Genomic DNA, 16,633 nt, shown 5'->3' on the forward strand with positions numbered 1-16,633 from the left:
CGGCGTGAGGTGGTACCCCGACGAGTGAGGACCGGCGATGAGCCGCACCGCGAACTCCTCAGCCCCCACGGACGAGCCGGAGCTCGTGCTCTCCCAGGGGACGATCTACGTGATCTTCAGCGCCCTGCTGGCGGCGATGTTCCTGTCCGCCCTCGACCAGTCGGTGGTGAGCACGGCTCTGCCGACCATCGTCGGCGACCTCCGGGCGGCCCAGCACGAGGGCTGGATCATCACCGCCTACCTCCTCGCGATCGCGGTCGTCATGCCGATCTACGGCAAGCTGGGCGACCTGCGCGGACGGCGGCGCCCCTTCCTCGTCGCCATCGCGATCTTCGTGGCCGGCTCGGCCGGGTCCGCGCTCGCGACGTCGTTCGTCGACCTCGTGGTGTGGCGCTCGCTCCAGGGGCTAGGGGCCGGCGGCCTGGTGATCCTCAGCCAGGCGATCATCGCCGACATCGTCTCGGCCCGGGACCGTGGCAAGTACATGGGTCCCATGGGCGCGGTCTTCGGCGTCGCCACCGTCGCGGGGCCCCTGCTCGGCGGCTGGTTCACCGACGGCCCCGGCTGGCGGTGGTGCTTCTGGCTCAACGTGCCGATCGGCCTCGTAGCGTTCGCCGTCGCGTACTTCCGGCTCCGGCTGCCGTCCCGCCGGCCGAGCACCCGCTTCGACCTCGCCGGCGCGGCCCTCATGGCCGTCACCACCGCGGGGATCGTGCTCCTCACCAGCTGGAGCTCGATCTCGAGCGACGGGCGGTACGACTGGAGCAGCCCCGTGCTCATCGGCCTGCTGGCGCTCACGGTCGCGGCGCTGGCGGCGTTCCTCGTCGTCGAGACGAGGGTGGCCGACCCGCTCATCCCGCTCCGCCTGTTCCGGAGCCGCACGTTCTCCGTGTCGGTCTCGATCGCCCTCGTGCTCGGCATGACGATGTTCGCGGCGCTGTCGTTCCTGCCGACCTTCCTGCAGATGGCCCGCGGCTACGACGCCACCGAGGCCGGGCTCCTCATGCTGCCGATGACGGTCGGGTTGATGATCACCGCCCTCGGCTCCGGCATCCTCATCTCCTCCACCGGCCGGTACAAGATCTTCCCGATCCTCGGCATGGGGATCGCGACGATCGGGCTGGCCCTGCTCACCCGGCTGACCGCGGACCTCTCGATGGTCACCTTCGGCGCCATGATCTTCGTCCTCGGGTTCGGCCTGGGCTTCGTCATGCAGACCATCGTCATCGCGGTGCAGAACGCGGTGCCCCCGGAGATGGTCGGTGTCGCGACGTCCACCAACAACTTCCTCCGCGAGATCGGCGCCGCGGTCGGGACCAGCGTGTTCTCCACCGTGTTCACGACGAACCTCACCACCCGCCTGGCCGCCGCGGTGCGGGAGGCGCCCGCCGCCGACATCCCGCAAGGTTTCGGCGCGGACGCCCTGACGCCGGACGTCGTCGACCGGCTGCCCGCCGCGCTGCGCGAGCTCGTCGTCAACGCCTACACCGACGCCCTCGCCCCCGCGTTCTGGTACCTGGTGCCGCTCGGCGTCCTCGGCTTCGCGATCGCCTTCCTCATGAAGGAGGTCAGGCTCTCGGACCAGGCCGGCCTCGTGGCCCGCGGCGCGGCGGTCGGGAGGTGAGGGCCGCGGATCAGCGGAACCGGCGCCCCTCGTCCCGGCGGTACGTGGCGACGCAGGCGAGCGCGAAGAGCGCCGTCCACCCCAGCAGCACGGGCAGGGCGCCCGCGTAGCCCGCCTCACCGGTCGTCGCCTGGACCACGAGGTCGCGCGCCGCCCGGCTGGGCAGCGCCATGGAGAGGCTGTCGAGCCACCCCGGGAAGAGGAACGGCGGCATGAACAGCCCGCCGGCGAACGCCAGCGGGAAGAGCGTCACCTGGACGACGGCGATCGCCGCCTTGGCGCTGCACGCGTACCCGATCGTCATGCCGAGGAGGGCGAACGGCACCGCGGTGAGCACGAGGACGCCGACGCCGGCGGCAAGGTCGGCGAGGCCCGGCCGGGCCGCGGTGAGGAGCGCCCCGACGACGACCACCGGCGCCAGGCCGAGGAGTGCGAACGCGCTCCCGTTGAGCAGCCGCCCGGCGATCCGCGGACCGGGGCCGGCGGGCAGGGTCCGCACGTACGGGTCGAACGGCAGCGCGCGGTCCTCGGCCACGCCCGAGCCGAAGGTGAACAGGCAGGTCGACATGACGGAGAAGAGGGCGAGCTGGGCGACGGCGGTGGTCGCCCCGAGCGGGTCCTGGGCGACCTCGGCGTTGGGCACGACGAAGAACACCAGGGCCAACGCCGGGAAGACCATGTTGCCGATGACCGCGACGGGGATGCGGACGGTCTCGAGGAACTGCGACCGGCCGTGGAGCAGGGTGAGGCGGGCGAACCCCGGACGGGGCGCGGGCGTGAGGGTGGTGCTCATCGGTTCTCCTCGGTCCTGGGCGGCCCGGCGGCCACCATCTGCTCGAAGGCCTCCTCCAGGGACGCGCCGCGCACCTCGAGGTCGCGGAAGGCGACGCCGGAGCGGACGAGGTCCCGCACGAAGGCGTCGGCGTCCGCGGTGTACAGCTCGCGGCGCTCCCCCACCCGCTCCGCCCGGACGATCCCGGGCAGGTGGTCGACGGCGTCGTCGGGCGTGGTGACGACGACCCGGTGGAGCGCGACCCGGTCGAGGACCGCGTCGAGGGAGTCGTCGGCGAGCACGTGGCCGCCGTCGATGACGACGACCCGCTCGGCGAGGGCCTGCACCTCCTCGAGGTAGTGGCTGGTGAGCAGGACCGTCCCGCCGTCGGCGTGGTACTCGCGGATCGCCGACCACAGCTCCTGGCGCGCGCCGACGTCCAGGCCGGTCGTCGGCTCGTCGAGGAGGACGAGGTGGGGCCGCCCGACGAACGCGAGCGCCACGGCGAGCCGGCGCTGCTGCCCGCCCGAGAGGCCGCCGGTCTGCTTGCGCGCGAGCGCGCTCAGCCCGAACCGGTCGAGCAGCTCGCCGGTGGGGACGGCGTCGGGGTAGTGGCCGGCGACGAAGTCGACGACCTCCCCGACCCGCAGCGTCGGCGGGAGGCCGGTGCCCTGCGGGGTGGTCCCGAGCCGGAGCCGGCTGCCCGGGCCCCGCGGGTCGGCGCCGAAGAGCCGGACGGTGCCGGACGTCGGCCGGCGCAGCCCGCTGACGAGGTTGAGCAGGGTGGACTTGCCGGCGCCGTTGGGCCCGAGGAGGCCGACGAGCTCCCCGGCGCGGACGGTGAGGTCCGCCCCGGCGAGCGCGACGACGTCACCGAACGTGCGCCGCAGGGCACGGGCCTCGATGACGGTGGGGGTGGTTCCTCCGGCGGGCGCGGCGGGAGCGGTGGCGGGGCGCGGGCGGGCCGCGCGACGCGCGGTCAGGGGCGGGCTCATGTCGGGGTACCTCCCAGGAGGGCGGACAGGGACTCGGTGTAGGTCTCGAAGGCGCGCCGCCCGCGGGGGGTGAGGGCGACGTAGGTGGCGGGGGTGCGCCCGACGAAGGTCTTCGTCTGGGTGACGTACTCCGCCTCCTCGAGCTTGCGCAGGTGCGTGGAGAGGTTGCCGGCGGAGAAGTCGAGGATCGAGCGGAGGCGGGGAAAGGAGATCTCGTCGCCCGCGGGCAGGCCAGCGAGGGTCGCCATGATCCGCAGGCGGGCCTGCGCGTGGATGACCGGGTCGAGGTCGCCGTCCGCCATCACGCCTCCCTGGTCCGCGCGCGGCCGGGCGTGCCGTCCCGGACGGCACGGACGTGCTCGACGACGGCGGCCACGAGGAAGCCGCCCCCGCCGGCGAGGGCCATGACGAGGTAGAGGTAGGGCGTCCCGACCACCGTGGCGGCGGTGACGACGACGCCGATCCACAGGCCGAGGAGGAACATCCGGCGGTCGTCCCAGACGGCACCGCCGGCCATGTACAGCGCGGCGACGATGAGGCAGGAGATGCCGTTGGAGGCGATGGTGATGATCGCGCCACCGCCCTCGACGTCCACCGCCCAGCTCGCGATCCGGCCGATCAGGGCGAAGCCGACGACGAAGCACACGACCCACGCGGTGCCGTACATGGCCCCCACCCGCGAGCTCTCACCGCGCAGCCCCGCGCTGCGGCGCGACGTGTGGACCGCCGTGACGACGATGGCCGAGGCGAGGAGAGCGGCGAAGGCCGCCCCCGCCCAGGGCGCCGGTGCGTGGCTCTCGTCCGAGGAGAGGTACATGGCGAGGTAGCCGAGCAGCCAGGCCACCCCCCAGACGCCGAAGATCAGCCGCCCGTCGGGGGTGGTGTCGCGGGCGACGACGGTGCGCTGCGCGGCGATGATGCGCAGGCTCTCGGCGGCGTCCAGCGACGCCTCGGGCGGGCCGTCGCCGGGTTCGTCCTGTGGGTCGGGGAAGCGTGCCATGGGGAGTCCTCACGAAGTGGTTTGCGATACAAACTAGTTCGTGAAGCATGGCACAACGGTCGCGGCCGGGCAAGGGGCCTCCCGCCGAGGTGGCGGCCGCGCGCGAGGAAGCGTCGTCCCGGCCGGGCCCTCCACCCGGTCGGGACGACGCTGGTCTATCGGCTCAGAACGCGAGCTCGTGGTCGGCGAGCGCGAGGACGGTCCACTGGCCGCCGTCGTCGCTCGTGAGGGTGTACGCCGGCAGGAGAAGGCTCGCGCCGCCTTCGGTGGTGTGGTGGACGACGCCGAGCTCGGCGCCGGTGATCGTCACCGTGGTGACCCGCCACGGGACCACCGCCCCCGGAGCGGGCGGGGCCTCGGGGGGATCGCCCCAGGTCCAGCCCGGCATCGGCGCCGGCTCCGCCATGATCCCGATCCCCGAGCTCGCGGCGCCGAACCGGGGGTCGGTGAGCCGCTCGACGGCCTGCGCGGGGCTGACGACGTCGTACTCCCCCAGGGCGACGGTGGGCGCGGCCGGGCCGTAGAAGCCGAGCACGGTCCCGCCGTCGGTGACGTCGGCGTTCCAGGTGAGGCCCGTGCGCGACCCGCCGAGCACCTGGCGCGCCACGACGGAGACCACGGCCGGGCCTGCCCAGCTCTCCTGGGTCTCGTACTCGACCGCGCCGTCGTCGAGGCCCAGCTCGGTGAGGACCGCACGCAGGGTGCCGACGGCATCCTCCGCCGCGGCCGGGTCCACCGGCCCGGGGTCGACCGGCTCCACGGGCATCGATTCCGGCACCGGGGCGATGCCAGGACCGGCGGGCGTGACCGTCGACGAGTGGTCGGGGGCCGCCGGCTCCGCCTCGCCCGCATCCCCGGCCTCCGAGCGGGCCTGCGGCTCGGCGGCCGCCGAGGTGGCGGCGTCCGCCTCGACGGGCGGGTAGCCCGCGGGGTCGGAGAAGCCGACGGTCAGCGTGCCGTCGGCGCTGAGCGTGACGCTGGCCGCGCTGCCGTCGACAGGCCCGACGCGCCACATGCCGTCCTCCGAGACCGGCTCCCCCTCCAGACCCAGCACCCCGGCGACGCGGGCCACCGTCTCGGCGTCGAACCCCTGCGTGGCGTCGAACGCCCACGCCGGTGCGCTCCCCGGGGCGTCGGGGAGCCCCCGTGCGGTGAACACCGTGCGACCGCCGTACCCGGGAGCGATGGCGATGTCGGCCGTCCCGGACAGCGCCTCCGTCCGGGCGCCCCCGTCCTCCTGCGCGGCGATGGCGGGGACTTCGGCCGCGCCGCCCCTCATCCCCTCGGACGTCGTGCCGTCCGCCTCGATCGCGGGCGTCGTCGTGCGTCCCAGGCCGAAGCCCACTCCCCCGACGACGAGCGCGCTGGCGGCGACCGCGGCCACCGCGGCCCACGGCTGGCGGCGACGGCGCCGCGGTGCCAGCTCGTCGACGCCCTCAGGCACCGCGCCGGGTCCGTCGGCGTCACCGTGGCGGAGCGCGGCCGTGCGGCGGGCCAGGCGGTCCGCGTCGGGCTGGGCGCCCGCGCCGGGGTCGGCCGCTCGCAACCGGGCGACGGCGTCCTCCTCGGGGTTCCTGCCAGCCATGACGACCTCCTTGGTCGGCGCGCCGGCACGGCGCGCGTCTACCCCCTGTGTGTGCCGGGGCAGCCCGTTCTTGCGGTGCGGGAGCGAGTGGTCCCGCCTAGACCGCGGCCCAGGCGGAGGCCAGCCGCGAGCGCGCCCGGGAGAGCGCGGCGTCGGCGCCGCCACGGGAGATCCCGAGGACGGCCGCGAGGTCGTCCCCGCCGAGCCCCTCCCAGGCGTGCAGGACGAGGATGTGACGGTCGCGGTCGCTCAGGGTGGCGAGGGCCCGGCGGAGCTCGTCGTCCGCGACGGCGGCGAGGGACGGGTCGGCGTGGTCCGCCACCTCCGGCAGGTCCTCGACCGGGACCGCCCGGTGCTTGCGCCGGTGGTTGGCCAGGACGAACCCGGCGGTCCGGTACAGCCAGGGCAGCTCGGCGCCCTCGGGGACGTCGTCGCGCCGTCGCCACGCCGTCGCGAGCACGTCGGCGGCGAGGTCCTCGGCGTCGTCGGCCGGGCCACGCCGGACGAAGTACCGGTACACGGCCGTGGCATGAGCCCCGTAGAGGTCGTCGAACCATGCCTCGTCGCGCACGCCGTCTCCTCTGCCCCGGGCGGAGACCGTCCTCCGCATCGTGCCTGTGTGTCCGGCACCACCGATCTTGCACCCCGGACGCGGCGAGCACGTACCGGCGCCAAGGGCGCGGCCGTGGTTGTGCCTCGATCCGCACGATGAGCAGCGGCCACCGCCCTCCACAGTCCAGCCACTCCTGTCGCCGAACGGCGTCACGGGACGGCACACTCCTTCCATGGCCCGGCCGACCGCCGAGCCCACCCCCCGCACAGACGAAGGATCCGCCATGTCCGAGCCCACCGTCGAGGGCGTCCTGCACGCTCGCTTCCGGCCCACGAGCTTCCGCGAGGGGTACGACCAGGGCGACGTCGACTCGCTCCTCGACGAGGTCGTCCAGCTCCTCAAGGCGCACGAGGGCGGCATGCCCGCGGACGCCGCTGCCGCCGCCGCCGCCCTCTGCGAGAACGCCCGCTTCCAGCCCACCAAGTTCCGCGAGGGGTACGACCAGGACGAGGTGGACGACTTCCTCGCGTCGCTGGTCCGCGGCTTCCGCGAGATCGCCGCCGCCGGTCCCGCGACGGCGGCCGCCGGGCAGTACCCGCCGCCGGCCCCGGGCCAGGCCGTCCCGGGCGCGGCCCCGATCACCGTCGCCGGAGCCCCGAGCACGGCCGCTGCCCCAGGCGCGACGGGCCCGACGAGCACCACGACCACCACGCCCGGTCTCATCGAGAGCACCCGCCCCTCGGCCCTCACCCACGCCCTCGTGGCCGTCGCGGTCCTCGCCGTCGTCGGGATCCTCGCCGTCCTGCTCTGACCGGGACGTCCGGTCCCGGACAGCGAAAGGCCCCGCTGGTTCGCACCCGCGGGGCCTTCGCTCGATGTGGTGGCGCCTCTACTTGAAGGCGTCCTTGACGTTCTCGCCCGCCTGCTTGAGGTTGGCTCCGGCCTTGTCCTTGTGGCCCTCGGCCTGGAGGTCCCGGTTCTCGGTGGCCTCTCCGGCGGTTGCCTTGGCCTTGCCCTTCGCCTCCTGGGCGGCGTTGCTGATCTTGTCTCCCAGACCCATGTCGATCTCCTTCGGTCGTCGACGTGCCCCTGACGGGCTATCGATCATTACAGTAGGGGCGCCCATCACGCACCGCACCTGGGGAGGACGTCGCCGGTGAGACCGTACGTGCTGCTCGCCTCGCGGAGCGAGGACGCCGCCGCCGACGAGGAGTACGCCTCGATCCTGCGCCTCGCGGGCCTGGGCGAGGACGACCTCGTGCGGGTACGGATGGAGAGCGGTGCGTTCACCCCCCTGGCGCTCGAGGACTTCTCCGGCGTCATCCTCGGTGGCAGCCCCTTCACCGCGTCGCTGCCGCCGGCGCACAAGAGCGACATGCAGCTGCGGGTCGAGGCGGAGCTCACCGGCCTCCTCGCGGACGTCCTCGCCGGCGACGTGCCCTTCCTCGGTCTCTGCTACGGGGTCGGGTGCCTCGGCCGCCACGCGGGCGGGGTCGTGGACGGCACCTACGCCGAGGAGACCGGGGCGACGACGATCGAGCTCACCGACGCCGGACGGGCCGACCCGCTCCTCGCGGGCCTGCCCGAGACGTTCACCGCGTACGTCGGGCACAAGGAGGCGTGCACCGTGCTGCCCGCCGGAGCCGTCGCCCTCGCGACCTCGGCGCCGTGCCCCGTCCAGATGTTCCGCCTCGGCGAGCGCCAGTACGTCACCCAGTTCCATCCCGAGATGGACGAGGCGGCGATCGTCACCCGGATCCGGACGTACCAGCACTCGGGCTACTTCCCCGCGGACCAGGTCGAGGCCGTGCTCGCGCGGGTCGCCGGCGTGGACGTCAGCCACTCCCACCGGATCCTGCCCGCGTTCGTCGAACGGTTCGCCCGGGACTGACCGGTCCGGACTGACCGGTCGGCTCGACTTCCGTCTCCACCTCGCGCTCCCGAGATGCTCAGCGTGCTGAGCACTGTCACCATCGCGGCATGGCCACTCGCACGCCGTCCCCCGCCGCCCGCTCCGCCGCGCCCGCGACCCGGGCCGACGTCGTCCGCCAGGTCGGCGTCCTCGTCAGCGCCGTGCTCGCCATCGGCGGGGCGTTCCTCGGTTCCGGCGCCTTCATCGGCACCCCCATCGCCGACGCCGCCGGCGGCGTGCTCTCGGCCGACGCCACCCCGCTCGCGCCGGCGAGCCCGGCGTTCTCCATCTGGTCGGTCATCTACACCGGGCTGGCCGCGTACGCGGTCTGGCAGGTCCTCCCCGGCCAGCGCACCGACCCGCGGCAGCGGGCCACGGGCTGGTGGATCGCCCTGTCGATGATCCTCAACGCCGCCTGGGTGCTCGCGGTCCAGGGCGACCTCCTCGGCCTCACCGTGGTCGTCATCGTCGCGCTGCTCGCGGTGCTCTGCCTCATCGTCGTCCGGCTGACGCGCAGCCGTCCGCGGAACCTCGTCGACGCCGTCGTCGTCGACGGGACCATCGGGCTCTACCTCGGCTGGGTGAGCGTGGCGACGGCGGCCAACACGGCGGCCGTGCTTGCGAGCGCCGGCGTGGACCTGCCGTCGGACCCCACCGGCGTCGCCGTGATCGCCGCGGTCGCCGTTGTCGGCGCGGCGCTCGCGTGGTGGAGTCGGGGCCGGCTCGCCATCGCCGCCGCCCAGGTATGGGGGCTGAGCTGGATCGCCGTCGGGCGGCTCACCGGCGAACCGCCGTCGACGCCGGTCGGGATCGCCGCCATCGCCGCCGCGGCCGTCATCGCCGTCGTCGCGGTGGTCGCACGGCTGCGGCGCCGCGACGCCCGCCGCTGAGCCGCCGACCCCGTGCCGAGCTCGCTCAATCGAAGCCGAGTTCGCTAATCCAAGCCGACTTCGCTAGTCAGAATTAGCGAACTCGAGCCCGAACTATCGAACTCGGCCCGGCGCACCGCGCCCGGACGCGGGAGGGCCCGGCAGCCGCTCGGCTGCCGGGCCCTCCCGTCGTTCCTACCTCGCTCAGCCCTCGGGCTGCAGCTGGCCGCCACCCCCGCCGCCGCCACCCGACGGCGCGGTCGGCATCTGCCGCTGCTCGACCGTGGTCGAGCCGCCGACCGCGACCGGCTCGGGCGCGAGGATGTCGCCCTCGTCGACGCCGTGGAAGGTGAACTCCCCGAGCAGACCCTCACCCTTGGCGTCGACCTCGACCGTCTGGCCGGGCCGGATCTCGCCGTAGAGGATCTTCTCCGAGAGCTGGTCCTCGATCTCGCGCTGGATCGCGCGGCGCAGCGGCCGGGCGCCGAGGACCGGGTCGTACCCGCGCTCGGCGAGCAGGGACTTGGCCGCGTCGGTGAGCCGGATCGCCATCCCCTGGTCGCGCATGCGGGTGTCGAGCCGCGCGATCATGAGGTCGACGATCTGGACGATCTCGTCCTGCGAGAGCTGCGGGAAGACGATGACGTCGTCCACGCGGTTGAGGAACTCGGGCCGGAAGTGCTGCTTGAGCTCCTCGTTGACCTTGGTCTTCATCCGCTCGTAGCTCGTGGACAGGTCGCCACCCGCCTGGAAGCCGGTCATGACGCCCTTGGCGATGTCCCGCGTGCCGAGGTTCGTCGTCATGATGATGACGGTGTTCTTGAAGTCCACCGTGCGGCCCTGGGCGTCGGTGAGACGGCCGTCCTCGAGGATCTGCAGGAGCGAGTTGAAGATGTCCGCGTGGGCCTTCTCCACCTCGTCGAACAGCACGACGGAGAACGGACGACGGCGCACCTTCTCGGTGAGCTGGCCGCCCTCCTCGTAGCCGACGTACCCGGGGGGCGAGCCGAAGAGCCGCGAGACCGTGTGCTTCTCGGAGAACTCGCTCATGTCGAGCTGGATGAGCGCGTCCTCGTCCCCGAAGAGGAACTCGGCGAGCGCCTTGGCCAGCTCGGTCTTCCCGACGCCGGTGGGGCCGGCGAAGATGAAGGAGCCACCGGGACGCTTGGGGTCCTTGAGGCCCGCGCGGGTGCGGCGGATCGCCTGGGAGAGCGCCTTGATGGCGATCTCCTGACCGACGATGCGCTTGTGCAGCTCGTCCTCCATGTGGAGGAGCTTGGAGGACTCCTCCTCGGTGAGCTTGAAGACCGGGATGCCGGTCGACATCGCCAGCACCTCGGCGATGAGGTCCTCGTCCACCTCGGAGACGGTGTCGAGGTCGCCCGCCTTCCAGGCCTTCTCGCGGTCGGTGCGACGGGTGGCCAGGCGCTTCTCGTCGTCGCGCAGGCGCGCGGCGCGCTCGAAGTCCTGGTCGTCGATCGCCGACTCCTTGTCGCGGCGGACCTCGGCGATGCGCTCGTCGAGCTCGCGCAGCTCCGGCGGCGCCGTCATGCGACGGATGCGCAGGCGCGCGCCCGCCTCGTCGATGAGGTCGATCGCCTTGTCCGGGAGGAACCGGTCGTTGACGTAGCGGTCGGCGAGGGTGGCCGCGGCGACGAGGGCGGCGTCGTTGATGGAGACCCGGTGGTGGGCCTCGTACCGGTCGCGCAGCCCCTTGAGGATCTCGATGGTGTGCGCCAACGAGGGCTCGTTCACCTGGATCGGCTGGAAGCGGCGCTCGAGCGCAGCGTCCTTCTCGATGTGCTTGCGGTACTCCTCGAGCGTGGTGGCGCCGATGGTCTGGAGCTCGCCGCGGGCCAGCATGGGCTTGAGGATGCTGGCCGCGTCGATGGCGCCCTCGGCGGCACCCGCCCCGACGAGCGTGTGGATCTCGTCGATGAACAGGATGATGTCGCCGCGGGTGCGGATCTCCTTGAGGACCTTCTTCAGGCGCTCCTCGAAGTCACCGCGGTAGCGGGAGCCGGCAACCAGCGAGCCGAGGTCGAGGGTGTAGAGCTGCTTGTCGCGCAGCGTCTCGGGGACGTCCCCGCGGACGATGTTCTGCGCCAGCCCCTCGACGACGGCGGTCTTGCCGACGCCGGGCTCGCCGATGAGGACGGGGTTGTTCTTCGTGCGGCGGGAGAGCACCTGCATCACGCGCTCGATCTCCTGCTCGCGCCCGATGACCGGGTCGAGCTTGCCCTCGCGCGCAGCCTGGGTGAGGTTGCGCCCGAACTGGTCGAGCACGGCCGAGCCCGAGGGCTGGCCCTCCGCCGGGCCGCCGGCCGCGACGGGCTCCTTGCCCTGGTAGCCGGAGAGGAGCTGGATGACCTGCTGGCGCACGCGGTTGAGGTCGGCGCCCAGCTTGCCGAGCACCTGGGCGGCGACTCCCTCACCCTCGCGGATGAGGCCGAGCAGGATGTGCTCGGTCCCGATGTAGTTGTGGCCGAGCTGGAGCGCCTCGCGCAGGGACAGCTCGAGCACCTTCTTGGCGCGGGGGGTGAAGGGGATGTGCCCGCTCGGGGCCTGCTGACCCTCACCGATGATCTCGGTGACCTGCTGGCGGACAGCTTCCAGGGAGATGCCGAGGGACTCCAGGGCCTTGGCGGCCACGCCCTCGCCCTCGTGGATCAGGCCGAGCAGGATGTGCTCGGTCCCGATGTAGTTGTGGTTGAGCATCCTCGCCTCTTCCTGGGCGAGGACGACCACGCGTCGGGCACGGTCTGTGAATCTCTCGAACATGTGGGCTCCTCAGCAGGCGGCGCGGCCGGGGTCTCCCGGCCTGGCAGCGTTCATCGATGCTAACGGCGTACGGCCCGCCAGACGTCCTGTGTTCGCCAGGGGCGTGACCCCGCCCGCGCGGGCGCGGTGACCTCGGAAAGGTGCTGCACGCCCCGCTAGGCGGCCAGGGCGGTCTCGAAGGCGCGGTGCACGCCGGGCGAGAAGAGCACGAAGCGCACGGCGTCGATCGCCTCGGCATCCCCGAACCCCCGCACCGCCGCGACGGCGATGCGGGCCACGTCCGCGGCGTCCCACCCGTACGCCCCGGCGCTGATGGCCGGGAACGCGACCGTGCGCGCGCCGACGGCGACGGCGACGCCGAGCGCGTGGGTGAAGCAGGCGGCGAGCAGGGCGGGGTCGCGCTCCCCGCGGTGCGCATTCGGCCCCACGGTGTGGATGACCCAGTCGGCGGGCAGGTCGTAACCCGCGGTCGGCACGGCCTCGCCCACGGGAAGCCCGTCGGGGAGCTCGGTGCGACGCAGGTCCATGCACTCGGCGAGCAGGCCCGGGCCGGCGGCCCGGTGGATGGCGCCGTCGACCCCGCCGCCACCGAGCAGCGAGGAGTTGGCGGCGTTGACGATGGCGTCCACCCGTTCGCGGGTGATGTCCCCGAGGACCGCGTCGATCTTCATGCCTCGATCATGCCCGCGGCCCGCCGGGCCACAACCCGGCGGGCCCGCCGGGTCCCGGCGCGAGGGCCCGCAGGGGCACGAGCCCGCGCGGGTCAGTCGACGTCGAGGACGATCGTCACCGGGCCGTCGTTGGTGAGCTCGACCTGCATGTCCGCCCCGAAGCGCCCGGTCTCCACGCGTACCCCGCGCTCGCGCAGGGAGCCGACGACGACGTCGACGAGCGGCTCGGCGACGTCGCCGGGCGCCGCCGCGCTCCACGACGGGCGCCGGCCCTTGCGGACGTCGGCGTAGAGGGTGAACTGCGAGACGACGAGCACGGGCGCACCGGAGCCGAGCACCGAGGCGTCCCCGCGCAGGAGACGCATCTCGGCGACCTTGCGGGCCAGCCGGTCGGCGTGCTCACGGGTGTCGGTGTGGGTCACGCCCACGAGGGCGACCAGACCGGGCTCCGCGAAGCCCCCCACGTCCTCGCCGTCGACCCGGACCACGGCGGAGGTCACGCGCTGGAGGACGGCCCTCACCAGCCGCCCCGGTTGGGCGGACGGCGCCGGTAGCCGCTCACGGCGGGCTTGACGTCGGCGAGGTAGATCGCCGCCGGCACGATGAAGAAGAACTGGAGGAACCCGCCGAAGATCCCGACGCCGAGGGGCGGCGGGATGGCGATGAAGCCGAGCGCCGCCCCGGCGCCCAGCAGGAGGAGCCAGAAGTTCTTGGTCCGCTTGCCCGCCGAGACGAACGCCGGCGCGGGCTGTCGCGCCGCGTGGACGAGCGCCCACAGCTCGACCCCGAAGGCGACGAGCGCGAGGCCGAGGAACAGGTAGACCTGCACGAATCCGATGAGCACGCCCCGAGCCTAACGACCTGGACCGTCCGGGTCGTCGGCGGAGCGGGCCGGATCGCCGGCGGCACCGTCGCCGGTGTCACCATCGTCCGTGTCACCGTCGCCGGTGTCACCGTCGTCCGTGTCACCGCCCAGCGTCCCGGCCGCGTCCGGGTAGGGCAGCCCGGTCCCCTGGAGGAGGTCGACGGCGAGCGGACGCAGGAGGATGACGACGCCCTGCATCCGCCACCCCTCCTGCTGGAACCGCTCGGGGGCGAGGAGCGGGCCGACGCGGGCGAGCTCGGCGCGGGCGGCGTCCGCCGGTCCACCGCTCGACAGCGCCGCGCCGAGCAGCGCCGCCCCGCGCGACAGCCCGTGCACCGCCTCGGCGATCTCGGCGTCGCGGCCGCCCTCCTCCACCGCGCTGAGGGCCCGCCGGGCGGCCACCCGCGCGTTGCGCATCGCGCGGTCGACGACGACGCTCGCCCGTTCCAGGCGCGCGAGCTCGGGCAGGAACCGCCGGGCGGCGGGCGAGAGCCGGGCCGCCTGCCGGGCGTTGTGGACGGAGGACTCCCACTGGTCGAGGATCCCCTGCGTCCCCCGGCCCTGGACGAGGGCGTCGCGCACGAGCTCGGCGTCGCCGGCGCCGATGCCCTCGGCGAGGGTGCGCAGCATGACGGACAGCTCCGTGAGGCAGGAGCGGGCGAGCATCCGGGTGCGCCGGCGCGCGTCCCGCGGCGTGGCGAGGGCGACCACCAGGGCGCAGGCCCCGCCCACCAGCGCGTCCACCCACCGTCCCGCGGGTCCCCCGGTCACCGCCACGGGCAGCGCGACGATGACGATCCCCTGGACGCCGGCCTGGACGGTGAGGAGCTGCCCCCGGTCGACGAACCGCGCGGTGAGCCCGGCGATGACGACGACGAGGAAGATTTGGACGACGCCCGTGCCGATGAAGTGGGCGATGAGCTCGCCGAGGGCGACGCCGAGGCTCACGCCGATGGCGAGCTCCCCCACGCGCCGCACCTGCCGGTCGGCGCTGAAGCCGAGGCACACCCACGCCGAGACCGGCGCGAAGAACGGGTACTGGTGGCCGAGGACGTAGTAGGCCAGCGCCCACGCCACGGCGGCGGCGAGCGCGGCCGTGACGACGGGGGTGACGGCGCCGCTGACCCGGCGCACGCCCTGGCGGGCCCGGAGCCGGAGGAGGACGAGCCAGCGGCGCAGGTCCGTCCGCTCCCCGAGCGCCGCCCAGCTCATCACCGCGGCAGGTGGCGGCGCAGCTCCTGACCGGGCCGCTCGGCCGGGCGGGCCACCGCCTCGCCACCGGCGGGGACGATGACCTCCTGGGCCGCGGCGGTGCCGTCGACGTCGAGCGGCGCGTCGACCGGGAGCGACCGCTTGACGAGGGCGAGGGCGAGGGGGCCGAGGTCGGCGTGGCGCACGACGCTCGTCACCACCCCCACGGCGCGCCCGGCGTGGTGCACCGCGGCGCCTGGCTCGGGCACGAGGTGGTCGGAGCCGTCGAGGTGGAGCAGGACCAGCCGGCGCGGCGGGCGGCCGAGGTTGACCACCCGGGCGACCGTCTCCTGGCCGCGGTAGCACCCCTTGGCGAGGTGGACACCGGTGCGCAGCCAGTCGAGCTCGTGCGGGATGGACCGTTCGTCCACCTCGCGGGCGAGCCGCGGGCGCCAGGCCTCCACGCGCAGGGCCTCCCATGCCCACGTGCCGGCGAGCCGCAGCCCGGGCGCGGCGTCGACGGCGGCCACGAGCGCGGGCCGGTCCACCACGGTGAAGGCGCGGGCGACGGCGTGGCCCGGGTGCTCGTCGTCGGGCGGGCCGTAGCGCGTGCTGCCGGCACCGGTCCGGGGCCACGGGTCGCGCCAGGTGAGGCGGTACCCCGGCCCGTCCGCGAGCGTCTCCCACCCGGACCCGCAGGTGCCGAGGACGGCGACCTCGGCGGAGACGTCCCGGACCTCGACGCGGAGCATGAACCGCATGGACTCGAGGAACGCGGTGAGGGCGCCGGCGCGCCCCGCGTCGGTGATGAGCCACGCGCGCTCGCCGTCGTCCTGGACGCCGGCGGCGTGCTCGATCCGGCCCTGGGGGTCGAGGAGGAGCAGGTCGCGTGGCTCGCCGGGGGCGAGGTCGAGGAGAAGCTGGGTGCTCAGGGTGTTGAGCCAGGTGATCCGGTCCGGGCCGGAGACGGTGACGACGTCGAGGTGGGAGAGGTCGACGACGCCGGCGCCGCGCTCGAGGGCGCGCTGCTCGTGGACCGGGTCGCCGTAGTGCAGGGCGACCCCGGCGTCCGGCCCGCCGCCCTCGACGGCACCGGGGCGGGCGAGGAGCGGGCTGCGGTAGCCGCTCACGGCGCTTCCTGCCGGCTCAGCCGGCCGGAGGCGTACGGCTGGAGCTCGTGCCCGAACGCGGCGAGGTCCTCCGCCCACATGAGCTCACCGTGGACGAGGCCGTACATCCGGCTGGCCGCGGAGACCTCGGCCGCCGTGGCGGTGCGCACGACGGCGTCCGTCGCCAGCTCGATGCGGGGGCCGCGGACCGTCCCGAGGTAGACGCTGAGGTGGCCGGAGGGGTCCGCGACGAGCACCTCGAGCTCGGTGGGGGTGGTCCCGTCGGCCGCGTCCTCCGCGCCGGTCCCCCGCTTGGGGACGGGGCGCCAGTACGCCGACTCCGAGGACCACACGTGCGCCTTGGCGAGCAGGTCGGCGCCCTCGCTCCCGGGCATCTCCTGGGGCACGGACTCCGAGTGCTCGACGTCGACCATCCACAGGGTGCTCGTACACCGCAGGTACGGGCCGCCGTCGTGGTCGAAGCTCATCTCCTGGACGAACGGCTGCTCGGGCACGTTGGGGTAGGCGAGCACGCCGTACCCGCGCCACGAGCCGACGAGCCAGGCGAGCGGGTAGAGCTCGGGGGCGAGGCCCTCGGGGATCCGGAACGTCACGGGGTCACCGCCGGGCGTACGGGGTTGAGGGCATGGCCCGATGCTAACGCTCGCGCCCCGTGGCGCGCCCGCCCCACGGACGGGGCCCGCGA

Annotated in this window: 18 protein-coding genes; 4 read left to right on the forward strand and 14 right to left on the reverse strand. The window is 74.1% G+C overall.

The genetic code is table 11. The annotated features are described in order from the left end of the window. Positions 1-37: 37 nt before the first annotated feature. On the forward strand, positions 38-1,624 hold the full coding sequence (locus tag EBO36_RS13320) for an MDR family MFS transporter (protein ID WP_122825042.1): 1,587 nt from the start codon (positions 38-40) through the stop codon (positions 1,622-1,624). A gap of 10 nt (positions 1,625-1,634) precedes the next feature. Here the strand turns inward: EBO36_RS13320 and EBO36_RS13325 are convergent, their stop codons facing one another. The 6 genes from EBO36_RS13325 to EBO36_RS13350 form a co-directional block, all read right to left on the reverse strand. Beyond that, positions 1,635-2,417, reverse strand: coding sequence for an ABC transporter permease (locus EBO36_RS13325; RefSeq protein WP_122825043.1), 783 nt, complete (start codon positions 2,415-2,417; stop codon positions 1,635-1,637). Then, positions 2,414-3,391 (reverse strand): ABC transporter ATP-binding protein, encoded by a 978-nt coding sequence (locus EBO36_RS13330; protein WP_122825044.1) that lies wholly within the window; start codon positions 3,389-3,391, stop codon positions 2,414-2,416. Before EBO36_RS13330 ends, EBO36_RS13325 begins: the two co-directional genes overlap by 4 nt. After that, positions 3,388-3,693: a transcriptional regulator gene (locus EBO36_RS13335; protein WP_122825045.1), complete on the reverse strand. Its 306-nt coding sequence runs from the start codon at positions 3,691-3,693 to the stop codon at positions 3,388-3,390. Before EBO36_RS13335 ends, EBO36_RS13330 begins: the two co-directional genes overlap by 4 nt. Further along, entirely contained in the window at positions 3,693-4,391 is a 699-nt protein-coding gene (locus tag EBO36_RS13340; protein WP_122825046.1) for a hypothetical protein, read from the reverse strand. The genes EBO36_RS13335 and EBO36_RS13340 overlap by 1 nt, the downstream gene beginning before the upstream one ends. Before the next feature lie 163 nt (positions 4,392-4,554). Beyond that, a complete protein-coding gene (locus EBO36_RS13345) occupies positions 4,555-5,976 on the reverse strand; it encodes a hypothetical protein (protein WP_122825047.1) in 1,422 nt (473 codons plus the stop codon). A gap of 97 nt (positions 5,977-6,073) precedes the next feature. Beyond that, positions 6,074-6,586: an RNA polymerase sigma factor gene (locus EBO36_RS13350; RefSeq protein WP_122825048.1), complete on the reverse strand. Its 513-nt coding sequence runs from the start codon at positions 6,584-6,586 to the stop codon at positions 6,074-6,076. A gap of 226 nt (positions 6,587-6,812) precedes the next feature. Between EBO36_RS13350 and EBO36_RS16050 the strand changes: the two genes are divergently transcribed. Beyond that, positions 6,813-7,340: a DivIVA domain-containing protein gene (locus EBO36_RS16050; protein ID WP_164471475.1), complete on the forward strand. Its 528-nt coding sequence runs from the start codon at positions 6,813-6,815 to the stop codon at positions 7,338-7,340. 78 nt (positions 7,341-7,418) lie between these two features. On the opposite strand, the gene EBO36_RS13360 is transcribed toward EBO36_RS16050, so the two are convergent. Continuing rightward, on the reverse strand, positions 7,419-7,589 hold the full coding sequence (locus EBO36_RS13360) for a CsbD family protein (protein ID WP_122825050.1): 171 nt from the start codon (positions 7,587-7,589) through the stop codon (positions 7,419-7,421). Positions 7,590-7,685: 96 nt separating this feature from the next. Here EBO36_RS13360 and EBO36_RS13365 point away from each other — a divergent pair, with 96 nt between their 5' ends. Together EBO36_RS13365 and EBO36_RS13370 are read left to right on the forward strand one after the other, a co-directional pair. Next, a complete protein-coding gene (locus EBO36_RS13365) occupies positions 7,686-8,420 on the forward strand; it encodes a glutamine amidotransferase (RefSeq protein WP_122825051.1) in 735 nt (244 codons plus the stop codon). Between the two features lie 89 nt (positions 8,421-8,509). After that, positions 8,510-9,331 carry a tryptophan-rich sensory protein gene (locus EBO36_RS13370; RefSeq protein ID WP_122825052.1) on the forward strand — a complete coding sequence of 274 codons (822 nt, stop codon included), beginning with the start codon at positions 8,510-8,512 and terminating at the stop codon, positions 9,329-9,331. Positions 9,332-9,514: 183 nt separating this feature from the next. Here the strand turns inward: EBO36_RS13370 and EBO36_RS13375 are convergent, their stop codons facing one another. The 7 genes from EBO36_RS13375 to EBO36_RS13405 all read right to left on the reverse strand — a co-directional run bounded on the left by EBO36_RS13375 (position 9,515) and on the right by EBO36_RS13405 (position 16,541). Beyond that, positions 9,515-12,091, reverse strand: a complete 2,577-nt coding sequence (locus tag EBO36_RS13375) for an ATP-dependent Clp protease ATP-binding subunit (protein ID WP_122825053.1) — start codon at positions 12,089-12,091, stop codon at positions 9,515-9,517. 155 nt (positions 12,092-12,246) lie between these two features. Next, entirely contained in the window at positions 12,247-12,762 is a 516-nt protein-coding gene (locus EBO36_RS13380; RefSeq protein ID WP_122825054.1) for an O-acetyl-ADP-ribose deacetylase, read from the reverse strand. 92 nt (positions 12,763-12,854) lie between these two features. Then, the gene (gene dtd, locus EBO36_RS13385; RefSeq protein ID WP_122825055.1) at positions 12,855-13,283 is read right to left on the reverse strand and encodes a D-aminoacyl-tRNA deacylase; all 429 of its coding nucleotides are present in this window, start codon (positions 13,281-13,283) and stop codon (positions 12,855-12,857) included. Beyond that, entirely contained in the window at positions 13,280-13,606 is a 327-nt protein-coding gene (locus tag EBO36_RS13390) for a DUF2516 family protein (RefSeq protein ID WP_122825056.1), read from the reverse strand. Before EBO36_RS13390 ends, dtd begins: the two co-directional genes overlap by 4 nt. Positions 13,607-13,615: 9 nt before the next feature. Continuing rightward, positions 13,616-14,839, reverse strand: a complete 1,224-nt coding sequence (locus EBO36_RS13395) for an FUSC family protein (protein WP_122825057.1) — start codon at positions 14,837-14,839, stop codon at positions 13,616-13,618. Next, positions 14,839-15,948, reverse strand: a complete 1,110-nt coding sequence (gene ygfZ / locus EBO36_RS13400) for a CAF17-like 4Fe-4S cluster assembly/insertion protein YgfZ (protein WP_122825058.1) — start codon at positions 15,946-15,948, stop codon at positions 14,839-14,841. Before ygfZ ends, EBO36_RS13395 begins: the two co-directional genes overlap by 1 nt. After that, a complete protein-coding gene (locus EBO36_RS13405) occupies positions 15,945-16,541 on the reverse strand; it encodes a heme-binding beta-barrel domain-containing protein (RefSeq protein ID WP_164471476.1) in 597 nt (198 codons plus the stop codon). The genes ygfZ and EBO36_RS13405 overlap by 4 nt, the downstream gene beginning before the upstream one ends. Positions 16,542-16,633 lie beyond the last annotated feature (92 nt).

Source organism: Georgenia faecalis (assembly GCF_003710105.1).
GTDB lineage: Bacteria > Actinomycetota > Actinomycetes > Actinomycetales > Actinomycetaceae > Georgenia_A > Georgenia_A faecalis.